This is a genomic window from Achromobacter sp. JD-1 (assembly GCF_038594925.1).
Taxonomy (GTDB): domain Bacteria; phylum Pseudomonadota; class Gammaproteobacteria; order Burkholderiales; family Burkholderiaceae_B; genus Achromobacter; species Achromobacter spanius_C.
Genome location: NZ_JBCGCS010000008.1, coordinates 142,592 through 166,202, shown reverse-complemented (window position 1 = coordinate 166,202; position 23,611 = coordinate 142,592). Strand labels below are relative to the sequence as shown.

The window sequence follows — 23,611 nt, the reverse complement described above, 5'->3', positions numbered from 1 at the left end:
TGCAATGGATCCCTTACTGCCTGAACCCGAACCGCTGGTTTCCCTGATCGAGGCGCTGCGGCGCCTGCCCGGCGTGGGCGTCCGATCAGCCCGGCGCATGGCTTATCACCTGTTGCAGCATGACCCGCAAGGCGCGGACATGCTGGGGCGGGCGTTGGCCGGCGCGGTGCGGGACTTGAAACATTGCGCCCGTTGCAACAGCTTTTCCGAAGACGAGGTCTGCGGCACCTGCGCCAACCCCAAGCGCGACCCGTCGCTCTTGTGCATCGTGGAAACGCCGGCCGACCAGAACATGATCGAGTCCAGCCACGGCTACCGTGGCCTGTACTACGTGCTGATGGGCCGGGTGGCGCCGCTTGAGGGCATCGGCCCGCGTGAACTGGATTTCGATCGCGTCATCAAGCGCGCAACCGATGGGGTGGTGCAGGAAGTCATCCTGGCCACCAACTTCACCGCCGAAGGCGAAACCACCGCCCACTTCCTGGGCGAAGCGCTGGGTGAACGCGGCCTGCGCGTCACACGCCTGGCGCGTGGCGTCCCGGCGGGCAGCGAACTTGAATACGTGGATGCCGGCACCATCGCCTGGGCGCTGATGGAGCGCAAGACCACATAGCAACGCAAGGCTCGCAACGTTAAAACAGCCTCCCGGCAACGTACCGGCGCGGCACGAAACGTGAGGAAGACAAACCATGTCAGCGCTGACCGGACTGAAAGTCCTGGAACTCGGCACGCTAATCGCCGGCCCCTTCGCCGCGCGCATCTTCGGCGAATTTGGCGCCGACGTCATCAAGGTGGAAACGCCGCACGGGCCGGATGGCACGGGCGGCGGCGACCCCATCCGCAGTTGGCGCCACCTGCATGAGGGCAATTCGCTCTGGTGGACGGTGCAGGCGCGCAACAAGCAATCCATCGCCCTCAATCTGAAAGACCCGCGCGCCCAGGAAATTGCCCGCAAGCTGGCGCTGGACGCCGATGTCGTGGTGGAAAACTACCGGCCTGGCGTGCTGGAAAAGTGGGGCTTGGGCTTTGAACAACTGCGCGCCATCAACCCGGCGCTGATCATGGTGCGCTTGTCGGGCTACGGCCAGACCGGCCCCATGAAAGACCAACCCGGCTTCGGCGCCATCGGTGAATCCATGGGCGGCCTGCGCTATGTGTCGGGGCACCCCGACCGGCCCCCGCTGCGGGTCGGCATTTCCATCGGCGACTCCATTGCCGCGCTGCACGGTGTGATTGGCGCCATGATGGCGCTGCGCCACCGCGACGCCACCGGCGGCCGCTGGAACGGCAAGACGGGCGATGCCTGCCAGGCCGGGCAGGGGCAGATGGTGGACGTGGCCCTGTACGAAGCTGTCTTCAACATGATGGAAAGCCTGGTGCCCGAATACGACGTGGCCGGCGTGGTGCGTGAGCGTACCGGCGGCGCGCTGCCGGGCATCGTGCCGTCCAACACCTACACCACCCGCGATGGCCAGAACATCGTTATCGCCGGTAATGGCGACGCCATCTTTCACCGCCTGATGCGCGCCATTGGCCGCGACGACCTGGCCGAAGACCCCGACCTGGTGCGTAACGACGGCCGCGCACGGCGCGTGGAAGAGATCGACGGCGCGATCCAGCAATGGTGCAACGGGCGCAACATCGAAGACGCGCTGGGCACGCTCAAAGCGGCCGATGTGCCGGTCGGAAAGATCTACAGCGTGGCCGATATGTTCAGCGATCCGCAGTTCCTGGCGCGCCGCATGATCGAACAACATCAGCTTGCCGATGGCAGCCCGGTGAAGCTTCCGGCGGTGGTTCCCAAGCTGTCGGAAACCCCCGGCCAGACGCGCTGGGTAGGCCCGAAATTAGGGGAACATACCGAGGAAGTCCTGAAAGCGCTGGGGTATGATTCAGCGGCTATTGAAGAGCTGGCGAAGACCGGCGCTATCGGTAAACCCGACAACTAAGGAGACAACCCAATGTCAGTTACTCGCCGTGACTTGCTCAAGATGGCTGGCGCCGCCGGCGTCATGGGCATGGCGCCCGCCATCGTGCGCGCCCAGAAGCTTGAAAAGACCAAGGTTCAGATCGCCGTGGGCGGCAAGCCCCTGATCTATTACCTCCCGCTGTCCATCGCTGAAGCCCGTGGCTACTTCAAGGACGAAGGCCTGGACGTCAGCATCGCCGACTTCGCGGGCGGCTCCAAGGCCCTGCAAGCCGTGGTGGGCGGCAGCGCCGACATCGTCTCGGGCGCGTTCGAACACACGCTGTCGATGCAGTCCAAGGGCCAGGCCTACCGCGCCTTCGTGCTGCAAGGCCGCGCGCCGATGATCGGCGTGGGCGTGTCCAAGAAGAACCTGCCGAACTACAAGGGCGCCGCTGACCTCAAGGGCAAGAAGATCGGCGTGACCGCGCCGGGTTCATCCACCAACATGGTGGTCAGCTTCTTCCTGGCCAAGCATGGCTTGAAGGCTTCTGACGTTTCCATCATCGGCGTGGGTGCCGGCGCGGGTGCCGTGACGGCGTTGCGCAGCGGCCAGATCGACGCCATCTCCAACACCGACCCCGTGGTGTCGATGTTGCAGATGCCGGGCGACATCGAGATCATTGTCGACACGCGCACGCTTAAAGACACGCAGGAGATCTTTGGCGGCAACATGCCTGCCGGTTCCCTGTACGCCCCGCAGGCGTTCATCGACGCCAATCCGAACACCACGCAGGCGCTGGCCAACGCGATCGTGCGCGCGGACAAGTGGATTCAGAAGGCGGGCCCCGACGAAATCGCCAAGATCGTGCCGGAAACCTACCTGCTGGGCGACCCGGCCATCTACAAGGCCGCCATCTCGGCCAGCCTGGAAGGCCTGTCGCCCGACGGCATGATCCCCGAGGACGGCGCCGCCACCGCGCTCAAGGCGCTGGCCGCGTACCAGGCAGAGTTCAACGCATCGAAGATTGATCCGTCGAAAGCCTGGACCAACGATTTCGCCCGCCGCGCCAACGAGAAGTACGCCAATGGCTGAAGCCGCACTATCGCTGGAAAATATCAGTTGCACCTTTGTTTCGCGCGACGACCGGTCGCAGCGCTATACCGCCGTCAGTGACACGAGCCTGGCCATTGCGCCGGGCGAGTTCGTGTCGGTGGTGGGCCCGACCGGCTGCGGCAAGTCCACCCTGCTCAACGTCGGCGCCGGCTTGCTGGCGCCGTCGAGCGGGCAGGTGAAGGTCTTCGGTCAACCCTTGTCCGGCATCAACGCGCGCGCGGGCTACATGTTCCAGGGCGAAGCGCTGTTGCCCTGGCGCAGCGCGCTGGACAATGTGGTGGCAGGTCTGGACTTCGCTGGCGTACCGCGCCCCGAAGGGCTGGAGCGCGGTCGCGAGTGGATGCGCCGGGTGGGGCTGGGCGGCTTCGAAAGCCGCTATCCGCACCAGATGTCAGGCGGCATGCGCAAGCGCACCATGCTGGCCCAGACGCTGATCCGCGACCCCGACATCATCCTGATGGACGAACCGTTCTCCGCCCTGGACATCCAGACGCGCCAGTTGATGGAAAACGAAGTCCTGGACCTGTGGATGGCCAAGCGCAAGGCCGTGTTGTTCATCACGCACGACCTGGACGAAGCCATCGCGATGAGCGACCGCGTGATCGTGCTGTCTGCCGGCCCGGGCACGCACCCAATCGGCGAATTCGTCATTGACCTGCCGCGTCCCCGCGACGTGGCCGAGGTACGCGTCCACCCGCGCTTTGTCGAACTGCACTCGGCCATCTGGGCGGTGCTGCGCGAAGAAGTGCTAAAGGGCTATGCCCAACAGAAGCGAGCCTGAGGTATGTCGAAGTCATTCAAATCTGGTAAGGCCAGCTTGCGCTTCTGGCAACTGCTGCTGCTGGTCGTCATCCTGGGCGTCTGGCATTTTGCGGCGCGCGATTCCCAGGTGGCTTTCTTCTTTGGCGAACCGCTGAAGGTCTGGGGCCGCATCTGGGCCTGGTTCGTCACCAATGCCGACATCTACGCGCACCTGTGGGTCACCCTGACGGAAACCGTGCTGGCCTTTTTCATCGGCACCATCGCCGGTTTGGTCTTTGGACTGTGGCTGGGCTTGTCGCCCCGCGCAAGCGCGATTCTTGATCCCTACATCAAGGCCGCCAACTCGATGCCGCGCGTCATCCTGGCGCCTATTTTCGGCATGTGGTTCGGCTTGGGGATCTGGTCGAAGGTGGCGCTGGCGGTCACGCTGGTGTTCTTCATCGTGTTCTTCAACGTCTACCAGGGCGTGCGCGAAGTCAGCCCAACCTTGCTCGACAACGCCCGCATGCTGGGCGCGCGCAAGCGCCAGTTGCTGCGCCACGTGTACCTGCCGTCGGCCACCAGCTGGGTGTTTTCCAGCCTGCATACTTCCGTGGGCCTGGCCTTCGTGGGCGCGGTGGTGGGTGAATACCTGGGCTCGGCAAGGGGCGTGGGCTACCTGATCCTGCAAGCGGAAGGCACGTTTGATGTGAACACCGTGTTCGCGGGCATCGTCGTGCTGACCGCATTTGCGCTGGTGCTGGACTACATCGTCGGCATTGGTGAAAAGCGCTTGATGAAGTGGCAGCCCAAGTCGGGCGAAACCGAAAAGCTGTAATCAATCGGGCGGCCGCGCCGCGAGCCTTTCAGGTTCGCAGCGCGTGCCGGCTGCGCAGCCAGGCCGTCAGGCTGTCGAAGGCGTCGCACGCGCCTTGCAAAGCGTGGTCCTCGCGCCCTTGGGCGCCGGCCTCGCTATCCAGAAACTGCAGAAACGTCTTCCACATCGGTCCCAGTTGTTCGCCATAGCCGCGCAGATAGCGCAGCGGTAGCTCGGGCGCGACCTCGGCCAGGTGCTTGGCCAGAAAGCGTCCGCCCAATTGCGACCCTTCCACCACATAGGCCACGCCCAAGGCATAGGCATCGGCGGCTTCGATACGCGGTGCATCGGCGCAGTGCGGTACGGGCGTTGCGTCGCCGGCAGCCGCCAGGTCGGCGCGTATCCAATCACTTTTTCCGGCGCGCGCCGCCGCTTGCAGGCTATCGGGCCAGTCCAGTTGCCACAGTTGGCGTTCCAAAGGTTCCAGCCAGCCCAGCAACGCGCGCAGATAGTTCAGATAAGCGGTGTGGTCGATGTCGCCGCCAGTCAAGGCCAAGCCCTGGTCCAGCGCTTCGTGCCTGTCGCGTGTGCCGTCTCGAAGCCGTAGGTGAACGGACGAAATCATGGCGGCTGCCTATTGAGCTGGGGTGGCGGCGGGCAGGCGCAGTGACCAGCACTGCGCCTGGCGCTCCAGCCGCCAGCCGGATACCGTTGCAAGCAGTTCCACTTCCTCGGGCGCGAAGGCGGGCGACGCGGTCGGCGCGGCCGACGCCAGGTCTTCCGGAAAATGGGCGTGCCAGGCATCGGGCTGCGAACAGTCCAGCGTCAGCGTGGCGTCCGCCGGCAAGACGGACAACAGGCTCAGCAGCCAGGCCAGCAGCAAATACCGCGAGGTGAACTGCGGCACCTGGATGTCGGCCACGTCTTCCGGCCAGATGACGCTGTGCCGCGACAGCAGCAGATGCGAGAACATCAGCTTGCGGCATTCGCGCAGCAAGGCTTCGGCGGACAGGGTGGCGTTGCTGTCCAGCAGCCATTGGTCCAGTTCGCGCACGATGGTGACGCTGTCTTCCAGCATGCCGGTCAGGTCGCCCGCCAGGCGATGGCAGCGCTGCTGCAAGGCGTCGGCATCGGCGCCGTCCGGTGTCTGGCGCAGCATCGCGGTGGCCAGCGTGGCGTTGGACAGTGGGCCCACGACTTCGTGGCGCAGTACCGGAAACACCTGCGCCAGCACTTTGAACCGCACGCCTTGCGCGGCCAGGGACGGAGAGATCGACATGGGCGGCCCTAGTGTGACGGGCACAAAATGGCCAGCAGCGCGTCGGGGTCGGCGGGCTTTTCAATCCAGCCGTCGAACATACCGTCCGCATCACGGCGTTCGTGGCGCGCCAAGCCGCTCAGGGCGTAGATGCGAGGCGGTGCGCCGCGGGCGCGCAAGCGCGACGCCAGCTCATAGCCGTCCATGTCGGGCAGCAAAATGTCCACCAGCACGGCTTCGGGGTGGAAGCTGTCCATCATCTCGAGCGCGGCTTCGCCCGAGGCGGCGCAGCGCGCTTGCACCCCAGAAAGCGCCAGGAATTCGGCAAGCAGCTCCGAGCCCATTTCATTGTCGTCAACCAGCAGGACGCGAACTGCGCGCACTTCGTTCAAAAGATGTCTCCAGGGTTCAAAGGGTGGGTGCGTCGCGACAGTCGCGCGGCAGCCTCACCGTAAAAATGACCAGGCCGTCCCGGCATGCCACCGAGATTTCGCCGTCATGGCCACGCACGACCTGTTCGGCGATATACAGGCCCAGCCCCAGGCCGTTGCGGTTGCGCGACTGGCCCAGCGATTCGGGTTTGAAAGGCGAAAAAAGGTGCGCCAACACCTCTGGTGCAATGGGTGCGCCATGGTTGATGACGCGCAGCTCAATGTCGTCGCCACGCTCGTGCGCCTGCACCAGGATGGGCTGGCGCGGGGCGCCGTGCTGGCGCGCGTTGCTCATCAGATTCGTCAGCACCTGGGCGATGCGGTCGGTATCGGCCATCAGGGTCAGGTCGGGCGCCACGTCGGGCTCGATGCGCAGCCCGGGGTAGGCCTGCCGCTTTTCTTCGATCAGCCCGTTGATCAGATCGCTCAGCGAGCATGGGCGCTTTTCAATGCCCAGGCCCATGCCGCCCTGCAGACGTGACAAATCCAGCACCTGCGAAATCAGGCGCTGCATGCGGCCGCTGGAATAGCGGATACGCTCGCCCATGCGTGCACCGGTATCCGTTTTGGACAGCAGCGTGGCCGCCATGGAAATCGATTGCAGCGGGTCGCGCAGATCGTGGCCCAGCATGGCCAGCAGCGCGGTGCGCGCGCGGTCCACGTCGGCGGTGCGGCTGGTGGCGATGTGGGAAAGTTCGTCGCGCAGATTGTCGGCGGCTTCCAGTTCAGCGGGCAGCCACGAAGTGCAGGTATTGCGCACCACTTCGCGCCAGGCCTCGAATGAGCCGCGTGGCGTCAGGCGCGGCCCCTGGTTGCCTACGGCGTATTGTTTCTCGGGCTTGCCGCCCCAAACCAGCGTTTCGATCTGCTCTTTGCGCAGCCATATCAGCCAGCCATTGTTCATTGGGTCGAACTTGCAAGCCAGCAGGCCGGCGTAGGGAACCAGGTCGGTCTGCAGGTCGGGGTAGTCGCGGGCGATGTTGTCGGTATGCACCAGGCGCTGGCCGCTTTGGTCCAACGCGCACAGAATGCCCGCCAGTTCGCCGCGCGGCGCGATGCCGCCAAACACGGTGACGCTGTTGCCCCATAGGCACAGCGCGGCGTCGTTCGGAATCAGCGACGCGGGCGTATCCGGCCCGCTGGACAAGGCCAGATGCAGGTTTTCCGAGGCGGATGCGCGTTCGGTCAGTTCGCTGACCAAGGCGGCATTGCGGCGTGCCTGGGCGGCGCGCTCGGCCCCCTCGATATTGGCCAACGCGGCGGATAGCACCTGCGCCAGCGCTTCGCAGGCCAGACGCGCGGGGTAGGGAATGGGGCGCGGCCCATGGTGATGGCAGGCGATCATGCCCCATAGCCGATCGCCGATCACGATCGACAGGCTCATCGACGCCTGCACGCCCATGTTGGCCATGTATTCCAGATGAATCGGCGACACGCTGCGCAACACCGAAAAGCTCATGTCCAGCGGCTTCGTGGTGGCCGAAGGCGCGCCACGTACGCGCACTGGCGTGTAGCGCGCGTCGGCAATCTGGCGCAACGTGTTGACGGTGTACAGGCGGCGTGCCTGTGCGGGGATGTCGCCCGCGGGGTAGCGGCGGCCTATCCAGTCTTCCAGGGATTCGTGGCGTTCTTCGGTGACGATTTCCCCGCTGTCGTCGGGATGGAAGCGGTAGGCCATGACCCGGTCGAACCCGGTGGCGCGGCGCACCTCGCGCACGGCGCTTTTAAGCAGGCCGTCGATATCGCGTTCGCGGCGCACGCGTTCGATGCTGCGGTAGATGCGCGCCGGGTCGGCAACGTCGGCGGCAGCCTGCACGCGCTGTTCCAGTTCGATGATTGTCAGACCGTCGCTGTTGCAGTGGCCGATCACGTCGAACGTAGCGTCGTTCAGCGTCAATGCGAAGGGGTCGAAAACAGGGTCGGGGTTGCCCAGCCACTCCGCCAGATAGTCCGCCAGGTCTGACGGCAGCGTGCCTGGGGGGCAGCATTGTCCCAGCGTCAGCGGCACACCCAGCAGGGCGGGAGCGTTTTCGCTGGCGAACTGCAGCATGCCGTCCGCGTCGAACGCAAGCAAGGCCCCCAGCGGCTGGATGGCGCCCGGTATGTGTATCGGTTCGCTGTCGCAGTTGGCGAGCGTGACGGGCAAATGAGACGGGGTGGGCGCATTCATTGTGGGTGGGGTACCTGGGACGCGCAATGAGCTGTCATTATGTCAAATATATTGTGTGAATGTATGCGTTTGCAGCCCCCATCAACTCTCTGGAGCGTCCATGGCCCGTCTTCCCTACGCCGATCTGTCTCATCCCGAAGCCCGTCCCCTGGTGGACCGCATCGTTGCTGAACGGGGCAGCGTGCTTCATCTGTACCAAATGCTGCTGCACAGCCCCGCAGTGGCCGCGGGCTGGTTGAACTACCTGACATCCATCCGGCAACTAAGCACCTTGCCGGGTGATGTGCGCGAACTGGTCATCATGCGCGTTGCCGCGCTAAACGGTGCGCCCTACGAGGCCGATCAGCATGCGCCGATCGCCCTCAAGGAAGGCCTGTCGCAAGCCCAGTTGGATGCCCTGGGCGATTGGGAAAATTCAATGCTGTTCGACGCGCGCGAAAAAGCCGTGCTGGCCTACACCGATGCCATGACCCGCAACGTCCAGGTGCCGGACCCGGTGTTTCAGGCGGCTCGCGCTGCCATGGGTTCCGAAAAGCTCATCGTCGAACTGACTGCAACGGTTGCGGCCTACAACATGGTGTCGCGGTTTCTGGAAGCGTTGCAGGTGCATTCGCACGATCAGCGTTAAGGTCACGACGCAGGTCAGCCCGTACGTCCAGCATCACCCAGGCCACCAGGCTAGTCAGCAAGTGGCGTGCCCAAAAACCGAGCACGCCACTTTTTTCTGCTCGCGGGCCGGATCAGCGGCGCTGTGCGTCGATCAGCGCATCCAGCTTGACCGCGTCGGCCACGAACAGGCGGATACCTTCGGACAGCTTTTCGCTGGCCATTGCGTCGTCGTTGAGCAGGGTGCGGAAGCTGACTTCATCCGCGCCGATACGGGCAATCGCAGGACCGGTGTCGTCGGCGCGCAGTTGCGCCGGTGCATCGCCTGGTGTGTTCGCCAACTGCTTGAGCAAGTCGGGGCTGATGGTCAGCAGATCGCATCCCGACAACGCCAGGATCTGACCCACGTTGCGGAAGCTGGCGCCCATGATTTCGGTAGAAATGTCGTGCTGCTTGTAATACCGGTATATGCGCGTCACCGATAGCACGCCGGGATCTTGTGACCCGCTGTTGTCGGCTTCCACCCACGCGGCGCCGGCGTTCTTCTTGTGCCAATCGTAGATGCGGCCCACAAAGGGCGATATCAATTGCACGCGGGCGTCGGCGCAGGCCACGGCCTGGGGCAGCGAAAACAGCAGCGTCAGGTTGCAGTGCACGCCTTCGGCTTGCAGCGCGCGGGCGGCCTGGATGCCTTCCCAGGTGGACGCGATCTTGATCAGCACGCGTTCGCGCGGCACGCTCGCGGCTTCATACAGAGCGATCAGGCCGCGGGCGCGTTCGATGGTTGCGCGGGTATCGAACGACAGGCGGGCATCCACTTCGGTGGAGACGCGGCCCGGCACGATGTTCAGAATGGCGCGGCCAAAGGCGACCAGCAGGCGGTCGACGAGCTCGGGGGCGGAGGCGCCTTGGTGATCGCGCACGGTTTGTTCCAGCAGGGGCCGGTAGGCGTCTTGCTGAACGGCTTTTAGAATAAGGGACGGATTGGTGGTGGCGTCCGTGGGACGCAACGCCTTCATCGCTTCGAAATCCCCGGTGTCGGCGACAACGGTGGTGTGATTGCGCAGGGCGTCAAGTTGGCTGGACATGGACAGTAACGGCTCACGACGGCAAGGGTTGAAGGTTCCCTAGCGTATCACTGCGGCCGGTGTCTCGCCGTCGCCCACAAGCGGGAGGCAGCACACAAGCCGTGCATGCGCCGTAAACGTGCCGCGCAAGGGTCAATCGGCGATTCCGGCCTTATTTGGCGCGGTTCGCCGGGGAATTTGCCCGGTCAAGGTATAATCCGAAGGTTTGATTATCGATTCTAAAACCGGGGTTTACTGTGCTGCCGCAACTTTTTCCCGAGGGGATCAACCGCTTCCCTCCTGCAATTCTGGCTCTGGCGGACGGTACCATTTTTCGAGGCGTGTCGATCGGTGCGCCTGGGGCTACCGTTGCCGAAGTGGTGTTCAACACCGCGATGACCGGGTACCAGGAAATTCTCACCGATCCCAGCTATAGCGGTCAGATCGTTACGCTGACCTATCCGCACATTGGCAACACCGGCGTCAACGCCGAAGACGTGGAAGCCAATCGCGTCTATGCCGCCGGACTTGTGGTCCGCGACTGTCCCGCCCGCGTGTCGAACTTCCGTTCCACGCAATCCCTGCCCGACTATCTGGCCGCGCAGGGCATCGTTGCCATTTCCGGCATCGACACCCGCAAGCTCACGCGCATCCTGCGTGAAAAAGGCGCCCAGGGCGCCTGCATCTTCGTCGGCACCGACGCCGAGCGCGCCGTTGAAATGGCGCAGGGCTTTGCCGGCATGACCGGCCAGGACCTGGCCAAGGTCGTGTCGCAGAAAGCCAGCACCGAATGGACCGAAGGCACCTGGCAGTTGGGCGAAGGTTTTTCCAAGCCCGACCAATCCAAGTTCCACGTCGTTGCTTACGACTTCGGCATCAAGACGAACATCCTGCGCCTGTTGGCCGATCGCGGTTGCCGCCTGACCGTGGTGCCGGCGCAAACCAGCGCCGAAGACGTCCTGAAGCTCAACCCTGACGGCGTGTTCCTGTCCAACGGCCCCGGCGACCCCGAGCCCTGCGACTACGCCATCGACGCCACCCGCACGTTCCTGGACAAGAAGTTGCCGGTCTTCGGCATCTGCCTGGGCCACCAGATCATGGGCCTGGCCGTGGGCGGCAAGACGCTCAAGATGAAGACGGGCCATCACGGCGCGAACCACCCCGTGCAAGACTTGCAGTCCAAGCGCGTGTTCATCACCAGCCAGAACCACGGCTTCGCGGTCGATGCGGCCAGCCTGCCGGCCAATGCGCGCGTCACGCACGTGTCGCTGTTCGACGGCACGCTGCAGGGCTTCGAGCTCACCGACCGCCCGGCCTTCTGCTTCCAGGGTCACCCCGAAGCCAGCCCGGGTCCGCACGACATCCTTGAACTGTTCGACAAGTTCATCGCCCTGATGTCCGGCCAAAAGTAAAGATTGCATCATGCCCAAGCGTACAGACCTAAAAAGCATACTCATCATCGGCGCCGGCCCCATCATCATCGGGCAGGCTTGCGAATTCGACTATTCCGGCGCACAGGCGTGCAAGGCGCTCAAGGCCGAGGGTTACCGCACCATCCTGGTGAACAGCAACCCCGCCACGATCATGACGGACCCGGAAACGGCCGACGTCACCTACATCGAGCCCATCACCTGGCAAGCGGTAGAAAAAATCATCGAGCGTGAAAAGCCCGATGCGCTGCTGCCCACCATGGGCGGCCAGACCGCGCTGAACTGCGCGCTGGACCTGGCCCACCACGGCGTGCTGAAAAAGCACAACGTGGAGCTGATCGGCGCGAACGAACACGCCATCGAAAAGGCCGAAGACCGCCAGAAGTTCAAGCAGGCCATGACCGACATCGGCCTGGAATCGGCCAAGTCGGGCGTGGCCCACAGCATGGACGAAGCCTGGGAAGTGCAGCGCCGCATCGCCGCCGAAGTGGGCACGTCGGGCTTCCCCGCCGTGATTCGCCCCAGCTTCACCATGGGCGGTTCGGGCGGCGGTATTGCCTACAACGCCGAAGAATTCGAAACGATCTGCCGTCGTGGCCTGGAAGCCTCGCCGACCAACGAACTGCTGATCGAAGAATCCTTGCTGGGCTGGAAGGAATTCGAGATGGAAGTGGTTCGCGACAAGGCGGACAACTGCATCATCGTCTGCTCGATCGAAAACCTGGACCCGATGGGCGTGCACACCGGTGACTCGATCACCGTGGCGCCTGCTCAGACGCTGACCGACAAGGAATACCAGATCATGCGTAATGCATCGATCGCGGTATTGCGCGAGATCGGCGTGGATACGGGCGGCTCGAACGTGCAGTTCGCCGTCAACCCGAAGAACGGCCGCATGATCGTCATCGAGATGAACCCGCGCGTGTCGCGTTCGTCGGCGCTGGCATCCAAGGCCACCGGTTTCCCCATCGCCAAGGTCGCCGCGCGCCTGGCCGTGGGCTACACGCTGGACGAGCTCAAGAACGAAATCACCGGCGGCGCCACGCCCGCCTCGTTCGAACCGTCGATCGACTACGTCGTCACCAAGGTGCCGCGTTTTGCCTTCGAAAAATTCCCCACCGCCGATGCGCGCCTGACCACCCAGATGAAGTCCGTGGGTGAAGTCATGGCCATCGGCCGCACCTTCCAGGAATCGTTCCAGAAGGCGCTGCGTGGTCTGGAAGTGGGCGTCGACGGCCTGAACCAGAAAACCACCGACCGCGAAAAGCTGCAAGTCGAACTGGGCGAGCCCGGTCCGGAACGCATCTGGTACGTGGGCGACGCCTTTGCGCAAGGCTTCACGCTGGACGAAGTGCACAACATCACGCACATCGACCCGTGGTTCCTGTCGCAGATCAAGGAAATCGTCGACATCGAACTGGCGCTGGAACAAAAGACGCTGGCCGACCTGGACTACGCCACGCTGTGGGAACTGAAGCGCCGCGGTTTCTCCGACCGCCGCCTGGCGTTCCTGCTGGATTCCGCTGAATCCGAAGTGCGCAAGCTGCGTCACCAGTTGAACGTGCGCCCGGTCTACAAGCGCGTCGACACCTGCGCCGCCGAATTCGCCACCCGCACCGCGTACATGTACTCCACGTACGAGGAAGAGTGCGAGTCCGCCCCCACCGATCGCAAGAAGATCATCGTGCTGGGCGGTGGCCCGAACCGTATCGGCCAGGGCATCGAGTTCGATTACTGCTGCGTGCATGCCGCGCTGGCGCTGCGCGACGACGGGTACGAGACCATCATGGTCAACTGCAACCCGGAAACCGTGTCCACCGACTACGACACGTCCGACCGCCTGTACTTCGAACCGCTGACCTTGGAAGACGTGCTGGAAATCGTCCACAAGGAAAACCCGGTCGGCATGATCGTCCAGTACGGCGGCCAGACCCCGTTGAAGCTGGCGCGCGCCCTGGAAGCCAACGGCGTGCCCATCATCGGTACCAGCCCGGAATCCATCGACGTCGCCGAAGACCGCGAACGCTTCCAGAAGCTGCTGAACAAGCTGGGTCTGCGTCAGCCGCCCAACCGCACCGCGCGCACCGAAGGCGAGGCCCTGGCCCACGCCACCGAGATCGGCTACCCGCTGGTCGTGCGCCCCAGCTACGTGCTGGGCGGCCGCGCCATGGAAATCGTGCACGAGCAACAAGACCTCGAGCGCTACATGCGCGAGGCCGTGAAGGTCAGCAATGACTCGCCCGTGCTGCTGGACCGCTTCCTGAACAACGCCACCGAAGTCGACGTGGACTGCCTGGCCGACGGCGAAACCGTCTTCATCGGCGGCGTCATGGAACACATCGAGCAGGCCGGCGTGCACTCGGGCGACTCGGCTTGCAGCCTGCCGCCTTACTCGCTGTCGGCGGAAGTCATCGCCGAGATCAAGCGCCAGACCACGATGATGGCCAAGGCCTTGAACGTCAGCGGCCTGATGAACGTGCAGTTCGCCATTCAGGGCGGCGATGTCTACGTGCTGGAAGTGAACCCGCGTGCCTCGCGCACGGTGCCCTACGTGTCCAAGGCCACCGGCCTGCAACTGGCCAAGATCGCCGCGCGCGCCATGGCCGGCCAGACGCTGGCGGCGCAAGGCATCACGAAGGAAATCGTGCCGCCTTACTTCTCGGTCAAGGAAGCCGTGTTCCCGTTCGTGAAGTTCCCGGGCGTGGACACCATCCTGGGTCCGGAAATGAAGTCGACCGGTGAAGTGATGGGCGTGGGCATGAGCTTCGGCGAAGCCTTCGTGAAGTCGCAACTGGCTGCTGGCGTGCGCCTGCCGGAGTCCGGCACGGTGTTCATCAGCGTGAAGAACCAGGACAAGCCCCGCGCCGTGGAAGTGGCGCGCGGCCTGCATGCCATGGGCTTCAAGCTGGTGGCCACGCGCGGCACGGCGGCCGAAATCGAAACCGCGGGCATTCCGGTGCAAGTGGTCAACAAGGTCACCGAAGGCCGTCCGCACATCGTCGACATGGTGAAGAACGGCGAAATCGCGCTGGTCATCAACACGGTTGAAGAGCGCCGCAACGCCATCGTTGATTCGCGCACGATCCGTACGCAGTCGCTGGCCGCCCGCGTCACCTTCTTCACCACCATTGCCGGCGCCCGCGCCGCGGTTGAAGGCATGCAGTATCTGCGCCAGGGCCTGGGCCTGCAGGTGTATCCCTTGCAGGACCTGCACGCATCGCTTAGCGGTCAAGACTGACGCGACAGCGCCAAGCCCGCGGGCTTGAGGTAGGATGCCGGGGCGGCCCTTGAACAGGGTCGCCCTTTTCATTTCTGCCTTTCCTACTCGCTTAAGACGAACCCATGAACAGAGTCTTCATCACCGGCGCCAGCAGTGGTCTGGGCCGCGCCCTGGCGCAGCAGTACGCCGCATCGGGCGCCACGCTGGGTCTCTTGGGCCGGCGCGAAGACGCGTTGCGCGAGTTGGCCGACAGCCTGCCGGGCAGCCATCGTTGCTATGCGGTGGACGTGCGCGACCGCGCCGCGTTGCATGCGGCGGCAGCCGATTTCATTGCGTTCTGCCAGGGCAGGGTGGATGTCGTCATTGCCAGCGCGGGCATCAGCGCCGGCACCTTGACCGAGCACGGTGAGGACTACGACGTCTTCAAAGCTATTGTCGATACCAATCTGCTGGCTACCGTGGCCACCTTCGAACCCTTCGTGGGCGCCATGCGCGCCGCCGGATCGGGCCGCCTGGTGGGCATTGCCAGCGTGGCGGGCGTGCGCGGACTACCGGGCGCGGGCGCCTACAGTGCATCCAAATCCGCCGTGGTGACCTACTGCGAAAGCCTGCGGCTGGAACTGGCGGCTGACGGTATTCGGGTGGTGACCATCGCACCGGGCTACATCAAGACCGCCATGACGGCGAAGAATCCGTATTCCATGCCCTTCCTGATGGAAGCGGACGCCTTTGCAGCACGCGCGCATGCGGCCATTGCGCGCGGCACGTCGTACACGGTGATCCCGTGGCAGATGGGCGTGGTGGCCAAGCTGATGCGCCTGTTGCCCAACGCGGTCTATGACAAGCTGGCGCGCAACGCGCCGCGCAAGCCCCGCAAAGCAGGGTGATGCGCGAACGGGCGGCAAAATGAACCTGCCGCCCGTGAACGCGGTGCCGTGTTACGGCACCACGTCGTCGCCGACCTCATCGGCCACGTGGCCCACGTCGCCCCAATCCAGCACTTCCCATTTACGCCCCTGTACTCCGACGCGGTTGATGCTGACGTTCAGCAGCGCGGCATCGCGCGCGCCGTTCAGCGGTACGCCCGAGGCATGGCGCCAGATGATGTCCAGCACGCCGCCGTGCGTGAACATCAGGATGCGTTCGCCGTCGTGGCGGCTGGCAATGTCGTCCACGGTGGAAATCACCCGCGACTGAAACTGGCCCAGCGTTTCGCCGCCATCCAGCGGTCGCAAGGGGTCGCGGCTTTTCCCGGCGGCGGCGGCTTCGGGCGCCTGCACGTCGATGTGTTCGTGGTCCAGCCCTTCCAGCACGCCGAAGCCGCGCTCGCGGATGCCGGGCTCTACCCGCACGCGCAAGCCCAGTTGTTCGGACACGGGCACCGCCGTGGCGTGCGCGCGTTGCAGGTCGCTGCTATAGATGGCATGGATGGGCGTTTCGCGGGCCTCGTCGCGCAGGCGCGCGGCAAGCAGGCTGGCCTGGTTGACGCCGAATTCGTTCAGGGGGATGTCTTTCCAGCCTTGCAGGCGGCGCTGGCGGTTCCAGTCGGTTTCGCCATGGCGGATGAACCAGATTTCAGTCATTACGGTCGTAGTGGGGATTAAGGCAGGGAGTGGGGCAAAGCCTGGGAATCAAAGCGGGGCCGGCACGATCACCGGGCGCGGCTTCCAAATGGCATGGATGATCGAGCTTAGCGCGACAAGCGCGGGCTCGCTAGCGCGCTCATAAGGCAGGATGAAGCCTAGCATGGCGTCGGCACGGGCCTGGCCCCACACGATGAAATCATTGGATGCGGCGCCCGCCAGCGCGGTCTCTTCGCGCAACAGCGCGCAGCCCGCGCCGGCGCGCACCAGCGCCTCCAGGTTGGCCTGATCATCGTTCTGCATGGCAATGCGCGGCGCCAGGCCGTGGCGTTCGAACATGTCGCGCAACAGCAGATGCGTATGGCTGCCCGACGGCCCATCCAGCCACGGCAACTGGGCTACTTCGCGCCAGCCGCCGCGCTTGAGCGCCGAGGCGTGTTCTTTCGGCAAGGCAATGCGATAGCGCACGCTGCGCAACGGCAGCCACAACACACCACGCGGCGGGTTGGCGGCGATGGTCAGCGCGGCCGGCAGGCGCCCGGTGCTGACCTGTTCGGCCAGCGTGGCGGTAGGCAAGGTCTGGGTCTTCAATTCCACCAGCGGCAGGCGCTGCGTGACGGCCGACGCCAGCTCGCCCAGGCGCAGGAAGTCCGGCTTTTCGCTGGGCACGCCCAGTTCCACGACCCCATGCAGGCTGCCCTGCAACTGCTGCGCTTCGGACTTGAACTGCGCGCCCAGCACCAGCAACGCTTCCGCCGTGGGCAGCAGCACCTCGCCCGCCTTGGCCAGCGCCAGCCGGCCGCCGCTGCGGTCGAACAAGGCCACGCCCAGGCTTTGTTCCAGCGCCTTGATCTGCGCGGTCACGGCGGGCTGGGTCAAGGACAGCGCTTCGGCCGCCTTGGTCAGGTTGCCCAGCCGGGCAACCGTGACGAACGCGCGGATCTGATAGATTTCCATGGCGGCAAGTTTAGGCCGCCAACAGCCGAACCTGGGTGGGCTCCAATCCAATGGATACGGGCGCGCCGACGGGGAAGGGCGACAGCCCCGCCAAATGCGACTGGTCGGCCGTCAGGCGCTGCTCACCGATCAGCACCTGATAGCGCGTGAATTCGCCCAGGAACTCGCTGCTTTCCACAATGCCCGGCAGCCATACATAGCGCGCATCGCCCAGGCCATCCGCCATTTCAATCTGCACGGTATGCGGCCGGAAGCTGGCCGCCAGGCGGCTGGCGGCGGGCGCTTCAGCCGTCAGCGGCAGATGCAGATCACCCACGCCCGGCACCGCCAGCACGACGCTGCCGCTGGTGCGCTCGCGCACATCGCCTTCCAGCACGTTCATCGTGCCCACAAAGTTGGCCACGAAGCGGTTCACGGGGTAGTCGAAGAGCGTGCTGGGCGCGCCAATCTGCTGCACCACGCCATGGTCCAGTACCGCCATGCGGTCAGCCGTGGTCATGGCTTCTTCCTGGTCGTGCGTGACGAAGATGGTGGTGATGCCCAGTCGGCGTTGCAGGCTGAGCAGGTCCTGGCGCATCTGCACGCGCAGCTTCTTGTCCAAGTTTGATAGCGGTTCATCCAGCAGCAGCACCTGCGGCTCGATGACGATGGTGCGGGCCAGGGCCACCCGCTGCTGCTGGCCGCCCGACAACTGATTGGGCCGGCGCTTGCCAAACTGCGACAGCCCCACCAGTTCGAGCGCGGCTTCGACCTTGGCGCGGATCTCGGCGCGGGGCAGCTTGCGTTCCACCAGCCCGAACGCCACGTTGTCCCACAGCGACATGTGCGGCCACAACGCATAGTTCTGGAACACCATGCCGATGTTGCGGTTCCAGGGCGGCGTGCCGCTGATGTCTTTGCCATCCACCAGCAACTGGCCCGCGCTGTGCCGGTTGAAGCCGGCAATCAGCCGCAGCAGCGTCGACTTGCCGGAACCCGACGGCCCCAGCAACGCGAAGAACTCCCCCGGCTCGACGTGGATGTTCACGTCCTTCAGCACTTCGGTCGTGCCATACGACAGGCGGATGTTGCGGCACTCTACGCTGACTTTCTTCATGCGGATTCCCCTTCAGTGCGTGCCGGACGCTGGCGCGACTGCGCGCGCTCCACCAGCAGGTGCGATACATACGTGCCGATAGCCACCGCGGCCACCGCCAGCACGCCCAGAGCGGCGCCCGGCCCCCGGCCCGCCGCGCTTTGCATATACAGATAGATGCCGTAGCTCATGGGCGCCTGGCTGTCCTTGGTGACCAGCATGATGGTGGCCGACAGCTCGACCGCCGCCGTCACGAAGCTGGTCACGAAGCCCGCCAGCATGCCGCCCGCCATCAACGGCACCACCACGCGGCGGATCGTGCTCATGCGGGTGGCGCCCAGTGATTGCGCGGCTTCCTCCAGCGATACGTTGATCTGCTGCAAGGACGCCACGCAGGATCGCAGCGCGTACGGCAAGCGCCTGACCGAATACGCAATCATGATGATGATCCACGACGAGGTCAGCAGCGTGCCCGTGCCGGGAAGCTCGATCCCACGGAACGTGCGCAAGAAACCGATGGCCAGCACGATGCCCGGTATCGCCAGCGCCGCCGATGCCATGAAGTCCAGCCACTGCCGCGCCGGCAGCCGGGTGCGCAGCATCAGGTAGGCGATGGCGGTGCCGATGATGACATCCAGGCCTGCCGCCAGCCCGCAATAAAGCAGCGTGTTGGCGATCATGCCTTGCGACTCGGAAAACACCGCGGAATAATGCGCCAGCGTGTAGCCATCGGGTAGCGGCGCATAGCTCCAGACACTGGCTAGCGACAACAGCAGCACGCCCATGTGCGGCGACAGCACCAGCAGCAGCACCAGGATGATCCAGCCGTAGGCCAGCACGCTTTCCATCGGCCCCAGCTTGCGCTTCTGGATTGAATTGCCGCCCTTTTGCAGCGTGGAATAATCACGCCCCTTGAGCACGCGCGCCGACAGCCACAACGCCAGGATGGAAAACGCGATCATGATCACGCTGATCACATAGCCCAGCGGATCTTCCAGGCCCACCTGCGTAATGCGCAGGTACGCTTGCGGCGCCAGCATGTTGGTGGTGCCCAGCACCAGCGGCGTGCCCAGGTCGTCAAACACCTTCACGAACACCAGCGACGCGCCCGCCACATAGCCGGGCAGGGCCAACGGAAAAATCACGCGACGGAACAGGCGGAACCCGCGCGAGCCCAGGTTGAACGCGGCTTCCTCCATGGCGCCGTCGATGTTGCGCAGCGCCACCACCAGGTTCATCAGGATGAACGGAAAGTAATGCAGGGCTTCCACGAAGATGACGCCGTTCAAGCCTTCCATGAATGGAATCGTGAAGCCGAACCAGTCATTCAGCAGCAGGTTGACACTGCCCGATCGTCCGAAGATCAGCTGCATCGCCACCGCGCCCACGAAGGGCGGCATGATCAGCGGCAGCACGCCCAGCGTCTGGATGATCAGCGCACCCCGGAAATCGAAGCGCACCGTGAAGTACGCCAGTGGCACCGCGATCAGGGACGCCAGCAGGGCAGACCAACCCGCCACGTACAGGCTGTTGAAGAACGCTTCCTGCATCAAGGGCTGGTTGAAGAACGCGCCAAAGTGGCCCATCGTGAAGCTGCCGTCAGCGTTCACGAAGGCGCTGTAGAACACCGTGCCCACGGGCACGGCAAGAAAAAGCAGCAGAAAGCCGAACACCAGCAGCGCCGTCAATACGGGGCCGGCGGGCAGGCGTGAGTGGCCCGAAGAAGTCATCGAGATTCCCGAATGTGTTGCCTGGGGACTGCGCGCGCGGCGGGGCAAACCGCTTTGCCTGCCACGCGCGCGCTGCGACGGGTGGTTTAGAGCGCCGCGGCCTCTTTGGCCAGCTTCACGGCTTCTTCATAGTTCGCCCGTGCTCGGCCGTTCCACTCGCCTTCCAGCTGGGTGATCTGTTGGTTCACCGAGGCGTCTTTCTTGTTGCCCGCGAAGACCGCCAGGAACGCCGGGTCGGCGGCCTTCTTGCCATCGATAAGCGGCGCCCACGCCAGCTTGCGCGCTTGTCCCAGCAGCTCGGCGGCGCGCCCGCTATTGGCTTTGTCGCCCAGCTTGGCCTCGGCGTCGTAGATCGCCTTGGTGGCAGCCTGCAATTCCTTCAGGCGGAATGTGATGGTCTGGTCGTACAGCGATTGCACAACGTAGTAGCGGCTTTGCGACAGGTCGGCATTGAACTGCACCTTGCTGCGCTTGGCGATCTCGGCGGGGTCCGGGTAGCCCGCCGGAATCTTGCCGGCCAGGGCAGAGTACGGCAACACCGGCAGGCGCGAGATCTTGGGTTGCAGCAGCAGTTCCTGGCCAGCCTGGCTAAGCGTGAAGGCAATGAATTTCTTGCCTTCCTCGGTGTTCTTCGCGCCGTCGATCAGCGCAATATTGGCCGGCACGATGGCCGTCTCGGAGGGGTAGACGAATTCCACCGGGAACTTGGAATATTTGCTGGACAGCCCAAAGAAGTCGATGACCGGGCCGGCGCCGAACTGGCCGTTGTTCACGCCGTCGGGCACGCCGAAGGATCGTTCAGTAATGGCGCTGGCGTTGCCCGACATGCGCAGCAGGGTGTTCCAGCCGTCATCCCAGCCTTCGCCTTGCAAAATGGTTTCCACCGTCAGGTGCATCGTGCCCGAACGCGATGGCGAGGTGATGCCGACATGCCCGAACCACTTCGGCGACAGCAGGTCCTTCCATTCCACCGGTGCGGCAAGCTTGTGCGCGGCAATATAGCGCGTGTTGTAGACGATGCCGTAGCCCGCCAGCGCCTGGCCCAGGTACATGCCGGACGGGTCGTTGATGGGGTAGTTGCCGATCTTGTCCGGCACATTCTTGTTCGCCACGTCAGACGACTTGGCCAGCAACTTGTCGCGGCCCAGCACTTCGAAGGCGTCGGGCGCGCTGGCCCAGAAGACCTCGGGGCGTTGGCCCGCAGGCGTTTCACGCACGTATGCAATGCCGGACACGGTGTTCTTGTTCAGGATTTCCAGCGTGATGCCGGGGTTGGCCTTTTCGAACGCGGTCTTGTAGGCCTGGGTCAGGTCTTTTGGGAACGACGTGATCACCGTGACGGTGCCGGCCAGGGCAGGGGCCGAACAAACGGCCAGCAGGACTCCTGCAAAGGCTGTGCGCATTGCATGCATGGTTTGTCTCCGTAGTTTTAATTTGTCTGGAGACAGTAATGTCAGGCCTGCTATGCGTCCAATCAGAAATTTTGATGCGCCTCATCAGCGCGGGCGCCCTGAAGGCGCGCCCGCGCTGGCGGGGCTGTGGCGCTTATGCCGTGGCGGACACGCCGTTGGCCATGGCCGCCTTGGCCTGCTGGATCAATACCTGCTGGATCTGGCCTTGAATCTGCATGGCCTGGGCGTTCAGCGACTGCAACTGCTGCGCCTTCATCTCGTCCGACATGCCGCTGGCCTGCACCTTGGCAATCTGGTCCATGATGCGCTTGAGCTGCTTTTGCAGCATTTTGATCTGGCGGGTGAACTCGTCGTCGTTGTCGGTCTCTTCAGTGGCCTTGGCGCCGCCAATGCCCATCGCCCCGGCGTTGTTGACGCGGATCTTGCCGTCGGGTGCAACGGTCGTCGCCTCCGCACCGGCGGATTCCTTCGCTTCTTTGTTGGCCTGAATCTTCTGCGCCCACAGTTCGGCCAAGCTGCCGATTCGGGATGTGCCGCCGATGGAATTGATAGCCATGATGTCTCCTGCTGCCGGGTGGTACTTCGGGGGTCCCCTTGGATTTCCGGGGTTTCCCTAAGTACGGCACGGCGCTAGCCATACTTAAACGTTGCCGCCGCTTCGCAGCCCCCTTTACACTGGCGCCCGCTCACCCAACCCCTTATTTGGGATATTTATGTCGAATTCGTACTTTCCGCGTTGGCGCCTGGCGGACGATGCCGAACCCGGCGTCATCATCGCGCCTGATGAAAGGCTGTCCTGGCCCAAGAACGTGGCCATGGGCGCGCAACACGTGGTCGCCATGTTCGGCTCGACGGTGCTGGCGCCGCTGCTGATGGGCTTCGATCCCAACGTGGCGATCCTCATGTCCGGCATCGGCACGCTGATCTTCTTCCTGTTCGTCGGCGGCCGCGTGCCCAGCTACCTGGGATCCAGCTTCGCCTTCATCGGAGGCGTGATCGCGGTGACCGGCTACGCGGGGGGCGGGGCAAACGCCAATATCGGCGTGGCGCTGGGCGCCATCATCGCCTGCGGCCTGGCCTACACCTTGATCGGCGTGATCGTGTGGATTGCCAACGCCCGGTCGGGCAGCGGCGCCAACTGGATCGACGCGCTGATGCCGCCGGTCGTTACGGGCGCGGTGGTGGCGGTCATCGGCCTGAACCTGGCGCCCATCGCGGCCAAGGGCGCCATGGGCGCGTCGGGCTTCGACACCTTCATGGCGCTGGTCACGATCGTCTGCGTCGGCGGCATCGCCGTCTACACGAAAGGCATGGTCCAACGCCTGTTGATCCTGGTCGGCCTGATCCTGGCCTGCGTGGTGTACGCGGTGCTGGCCAATGGCATGGGGCTGGGCAAGCCCATCGATTTTTCGGGCGTGGCCACCGCCGCCTGGATCGGCCTGCCGCATTTCGCGGCACCCGTCTTCAAGGCCGAAGCCATGGGCCTGATCGTGCCGGTCGCCATCATCCTGGTCGCGGAAAACCTGGGCCACGTGAAGGCGGTCAGCGCCATGACGGGCCGTGACCTGGACCGCTACCTGGGTCGCGCCTTTGTTGGCGACGGCGTGGCGACCATGGTGTCGGGCGCGGTGGGCGGCACGGGCGTTACCACCTACGCCGAGAATATCGGCGTGATGGCCGTTACGCGTATCTATTCCACGCTGGTCTTCGTGGTGGCCGCGCTGATCGCCATCGTGTTGGGCTTTTCGCCCAAGTTCGGCGCGCTGATCCAGACGATTCCCGGGCCGGTGCTGGGCGGCATGTCGGTGGTGGTGTTCGGTTTGATCGCCATTGCGGGCGCTCGGATCTGGGTGGTCAACCAAGTCGATTTCAGCGACAACCGCAACCTGATCGTGGCCGCAGTCACCTTGGTGATGGGGGCGGGCGACTTCACCATCAAGATCGGCGACTTCATGCTGGGCGGCATTGGTACGGCTACGTTCGGGGCCATTATCTTGTATGCCTTGCTGCGCCGCAGGAAGCCTGTTTCGGCATAAAAATGGGCGGCTTTGGCATGCGCCACCGGGCAAAATGACAAAATACTATTGAAAA

The 23,611-nt window shown here is 64.3% G+C and carries 21 protein-coding genes; 10 read left to right on the top strand and 11 right to left on the bottom strand.

Translation table 11 applies throughout. The features are described from left to right. The first annotated feature begins 4 nt into the window (after positions 1–4). The 5 genes from recR (at position 5) to WBR68_RS14805 (ending at position 4,602) form a co-directional block, all read left to right on the top strand. Complete coding sequence (gene recR / locus WBR68_RS14825) at positions 5–613, top strand: recombination mediator RecR (RefSeq protein ID WP_050449018.1); 609 nt, start codon at positions 5–7, stop codon at positions 611–613. A gap of 76 nt (positions 614–689) precedes the next feature. Continuing rightward, positions 690–1,949, top strand: a complete 1,260-nt coding sequence (locus WBR68_RS14820) for a CaiB/BaiF CoA transferase family protein (RefSeq protein WP_127185461.1) — start codon at positions 690–692, stop codon at positions 1,947–1,949. A 12-nt stretch (positions 1,950–1,961) separates the two neighbouring features. Beyond that, complete coding sequence (locus tag WBR68_RS14815; protein ID WP_050449020.1) at positions 1,962–3,002, top strand: ABC transporter substrate-binding protein; 1,041 nt, start codon at positions 1,962–1,964, stop codon at positions 3,000–3,002. After that, positions 2,995–3,804, top strand: coding sequence for an ABC transporter ATP-binding protein (locus WBR68_RS14810; RefSeq protein ID WP_050449021.1), 810 nt, complete (start codon positions 2,995–2,997; stop codon positions 3,802–3,804). Before WBR68_RS14815 ends, WBR68_RS14810 begins: the two co-directional genes overlap by 8 nt. A gap of 3 nt (positions 3,805–3,807) precedes the next feature. After that, positions 3,808–4,602: an ABC transporter permease gene (locus WBR68_RS14805; protein WP_050449022.1), complete on the top strand. Its 795-nt coding sequence runs from the start codon at positions 3,808–3,810 to the stop codon at positions 4,600–4,602. 28 nt (positions 4,603–4,630) lie between these two features. On the opposite strand, the gene WBR68_RS14800 is transcribed toward WBR68_RS14805, so the two are convergent. From WBR68_RS14800 to WBR68_RS14785, 4 genes are read right to left on the bottom strand one after another with little or no spacing between them, the layout of a single operon-like run. Then, positions 4,631–5,206, bottom strand: coding sequence for a biliverdin-producing heme oxygenase (locus tag WBR68_RS14800; protein ID WP_230694611.1), 576 nt, complete (start codon positions 5,204–5,206; stop codon positions 4,631–4,633). Positions 5,207–5,215: 9 nt separating this feature from the next. Continuing rightward, a complete protein-coding gene (locus tag WBR68_RS14795) occupies positions 5,216–5,860 on the bottom strand; it encodes a hypothetical protein (protein WP_230694610.1) in 645 nt (214 codons plus the stop codon). An 8-nt stretch (positions 5,861–5,868) separates the two neighbouring features. Continuing rightward, positions 5,869–6,222, bottom strand: a complete 354-nt coding sequence (locus WBR68_RS14790) for a response regulator (protein ID WP_230694664.1) — start codon at positions 6,220–6,222, stop codon at positions 5,869–5,871. A gap of 25 nt (positions 6,223–6,247) precedes the next feature. Next, a complete protein-coding gene (locus WBR68_RS14785) occupies positions 6,248–8,440 on the bottom strand; it encodes an ATP-binding protein (RefSeq protein ID WP_050449026.1) in 2,193 nt (730 codons plus the stop codon). A gap of 100 nt (positions 8,441–8,540) precedes the next feature. Between WBR68_RS14785 and WBR68_RS14780 the strand changes: the two genes are divergently transcribed. Then, positions 8,541–9,068, top strand: coding sequence for a carboxymuconolactone decarboxylase family protein (locus WBR68_RS14780; protein ID WP_230694609.1), 528 nt, complete (start codon positions 8,541–8,543; stop codon positions 9,066–9,068). Between the two features lie 112 nt (positions 9,069–9,180). Here the strand turns inward: WBR68_RS14780 and tal are convergent, their stop codons facing one another. Next, on the bottom strand, positions 9,181–10,134 hold the full coding sequence (gene tal / locus WBR68_RS14775; protein WP_050449028.1) for a transaldolase: 954 nt from the start codon (positions 10,132–10,134) through the stop codon (positions 9,181–9,183). 236 nt (positions 10,135–10,370) lie between these two features. On the opposite strand from tal, the gene carA reads away from it, so the two are divergent. From carA to WBR68_RS14760, 3 genes are all read left to right on the top strand, one after another. After that, entirely contained in the window at positions 10,371–11,525 is a 1,155-nt protein-coding gene (gene carA, locus WBR68_RS14770) for a glutamine-hydrolyzing carbamoyl-phosphate synthase small subunit (protein ID WP_230694608.1), read from the top strand. 10 nt (positions 11,526–11,535) lie between these two features. After that, positions 11,536–14,781 carry a carbamoyl-phosphate synthase large subunit gene (gene carB, locus WBR68_RS14765; protein WP_127185456.1) on the top strand — a complete coding sequence of 1,082 codons (3,246 nt, stop codon included), beginning with the start codon at positions 11,536–11,538 and terminating at the stop codon, positions 14,779–14,781. A gap of 104 nt (positions 14,782–14,885) precedes the next feature. Then, positions 14,886–15,650, top strand: coding sequence for an SDR family oxidoreductase (locus tag WBR68_RS14760; RefSeq protein WP_050449031.1), 765 nt, complete (start codon positions 14,886–14,888; stop codon positions 15,648–15,650). A 51-nt stretch (positions 15,651–15,701) separates the two neighbouring features. Here WBR68_RS14760 and WBR68_RS14755 read toward each other — a convergent pair whose 3' ends face one another. From WBR68_RS14755 to WBR68_RS14730, 6 genes are all read right to left on the bottom strand, one after another. Continuing rightward, entirely contained in the window at positions 15,702–16,346 is a 645-nt protein-coding gene (locus WBR68_RS14755) for a histidine phosphatase family protein (protein WP_230694607.1), read from the bottom strand. Between the two features lie 48 nt (positions 16,347–16,394). After that, positions 16,395–17,303 carry a LysR family transcriptional regulator gene (locus WBR68_RS14750; protein WP_230694606.1) on the bottom strand — a complete coding sequence of 303 codons (909 nt, stop codon included), beginning with the start codon at positions 17,301–17,303 and terminating at the stop codon, positions 16,395–16,397. 10 nt (positions 17,304–17,313) lie between these two features. After that, entirely contained in the window at positions 17,314–18,399 is a 1,086-nt protein-coding gene (locus tag WBR68_RS14745; protein WP_230694605.1) for an ABC transporter ATP-binding protein, read from the bottom strand. After that, positions 18,396–20,108, bottom strand: a complete 1,713-nt coding sequence (locus WBR68_RS14740; protein WP_230694604.1) for an ABC transporter permease — start codon at positions 20,106–20,108, stop codon at positions 18,396–18,398. The genes WBR68_RS14745 and WBR68_RS14740 overlap by 4 nt, the downstream gene beginning before the upstream one ends. A gap of 86 nt (positions 20,109–20,194) precedes the next feature. Further along, positions 20,195–21,520, bottom strand: a complete 1,326-nt coding sequence (locus WBR68_RS14735; RefSeq protein WP_230694603.1) for an ABC transporter substrate-binding protein — start codon at positions 21,518–21,520, stop codon at positions 20,195–20,197. Positions 21,521–21,653: 133 nt separating this feature from the next. Continuing rightward, entirely contained in the window at positions 21,654–22,076 is a 423-nt protein-coding gene (locus tag WBR68_RS14730; RefSeq protein ID WP_050449037.1) for a FlxA-like family protein, read from the bottom strand. Positions 22,077–22,233: 157 nt separating this feature from the next. On the opposite strand from WBR68_RS14730, the gene WBR68_RS14725 reads away from it, so the two are divergent. Then, the gene (locus WBR68_RS14725; protein WP_050449038.1) at positions 22,234–23,556 is read left to right on the top strand and encodes a solute carrier family 23 protein; all 1,323 of its coding nucleotides are present in this window, start codon (positions 22,234–22,236) and stop codon (positions 23,554–23,556) included. Positions 23,557–23,611: the final 55 nt, after the last annotated feature.

Excerpts from the sequence above, each read along its gene's own strand:
- WBR68_RS14795 (WP_230694610.1), bottom strand. The coding sequence starts at position 5,860 with ATGTCGATCTCTCCGTCCCTGGCCGCGCAAGGCGTGCGGTTCAAAGTG.
- recR (WP_050449018.1), top strand. The coding sequence starts at position 5 with ATGGATCCCTTACTGCCTGAACCCGAACCGCTGGTTTCCCTGATCGAG.
- WBR68_RS14780 (WP_230694609.1), top strand. The coding sequence starts at position 8,541 with ATGGCCCGTCTTCCCTACGCCGATCTGTCTCATCCCGAAGCCCGTCCC.
- WBR68_RS14740 (WP_230694604.1), bottom strand. The coding sequence starts at position 20,108 with ATGACTTCTTCGGGCCACTCACGCCTGCCCGCCGGCCCCGTATTGACG.
- carB (WP_127185456.1), top strand. The coding sequence starts at position 11,536 with ATGCCCAAGCGTACAGACCTAAAAAGCATACTCATCATCGGCGCCGGC.
- WBR68_RS14785 (WP_050449026.1), bottom strand. The coding sequence starts at position 8,440 with ATGAATGCGCCCACCCCGTCTCATTTGCCCGTCACGCTCGCCAACTGC.
- tal (WP_050449028.1), bottom strand. The coding sequence starts at position 10,134 with ATGTCCAGCCAACTTGACGCCCTGCGCAATCACACCACCGTTGTCGCC.
- WBR68_RS14735 (WP_230694603.1), bottom strand. The coding sequence starts at position 21,520 with ATGCATGCAATGCGCACAGCCTTTGCAGGAGTCCTGCTGGCCGTTTGT.
- WBR68_RS14725 (WP_050449038.1), top strand. The coding sequence starts at position 22,234 with ATGTCGAATTCGTACTTTCCGCGTTGGCGCCTGGCGGACGATGCCGAA.
- WBR68_RS14730 (WP_050449037.1), bottom strand. The coding sequence starts at position 22,076 with ATGGCTATCAATTCCATCGGCGGCACATCCCGAATCGGCAGCTTGGCC.
- WBR68_RS14750 (WP_230694606.1), bottom strand. The coding sequence starts at position 17,303 with ATGGAAATCTATCAGATCCGCGCGTTCGTCACGGTTGCCCGGCTGGGC.
- WBR68_RS14760 (WP_050449031.1), top strand. The coding sequence starts at position 14,886 with ATGAACAGAGTCTTCATCACCGGCGCCAGCAGTGGTCTGGGCCGCGCC.
- WBR68_RS14820 (WP_127185461.1), top strand. The coding sequence starts at position 690 with ATGTCAGCGCTGACCGGACTGAAAGTCCTGGAACTCGGCACGCTAATC.
- WBR68_RS14800 (WP_230694611.1), bottom strand. The coding sequence starts at position 5,206 with ATGATTTCGTCCGTTCACCTACGGCTTCGAGACGGCACACGCGACAGG.
- WBR68_RS14810 (WP_050449021.1), top strand. The coding sequence starts at position 2,995 with ATGGCTGAAGCCGCACTATCGCTGGAAAATATCAGTTGCACCTTTGTT.
- WBR68_RS14805 (WP_050449022.1), top strand. The coding sequence starts at position 3,808 with ATGTCGAAGTCATTCAAATCTGGTAAGGCCAGCTTGCGCTTCTGGCAA.
- WBR68_RS14815 (WP_050449020.1), top strand. The coding sequence starts at position 1,962 with ATGTCAGTTACTCGCCGTGACTTGCTCAAGATGGCTGGCGCCGCCGGC.
- WBR68_RS14755 (WP_230694607.1), bottom strand. The coding sequence starts at position 16,346 with ATGACTGAAATCTGGTTCATCCGCCATGGCGAAACCGACTGGAACCGC.
- WBR68_RS14745 (WP_230694605.1), bottom strand. The coding sequence starts at position 18,399 with ATGAAGAAAGTCAGCGTAGAGTGCCGCAACATCCGCCTGTCGTATGGC.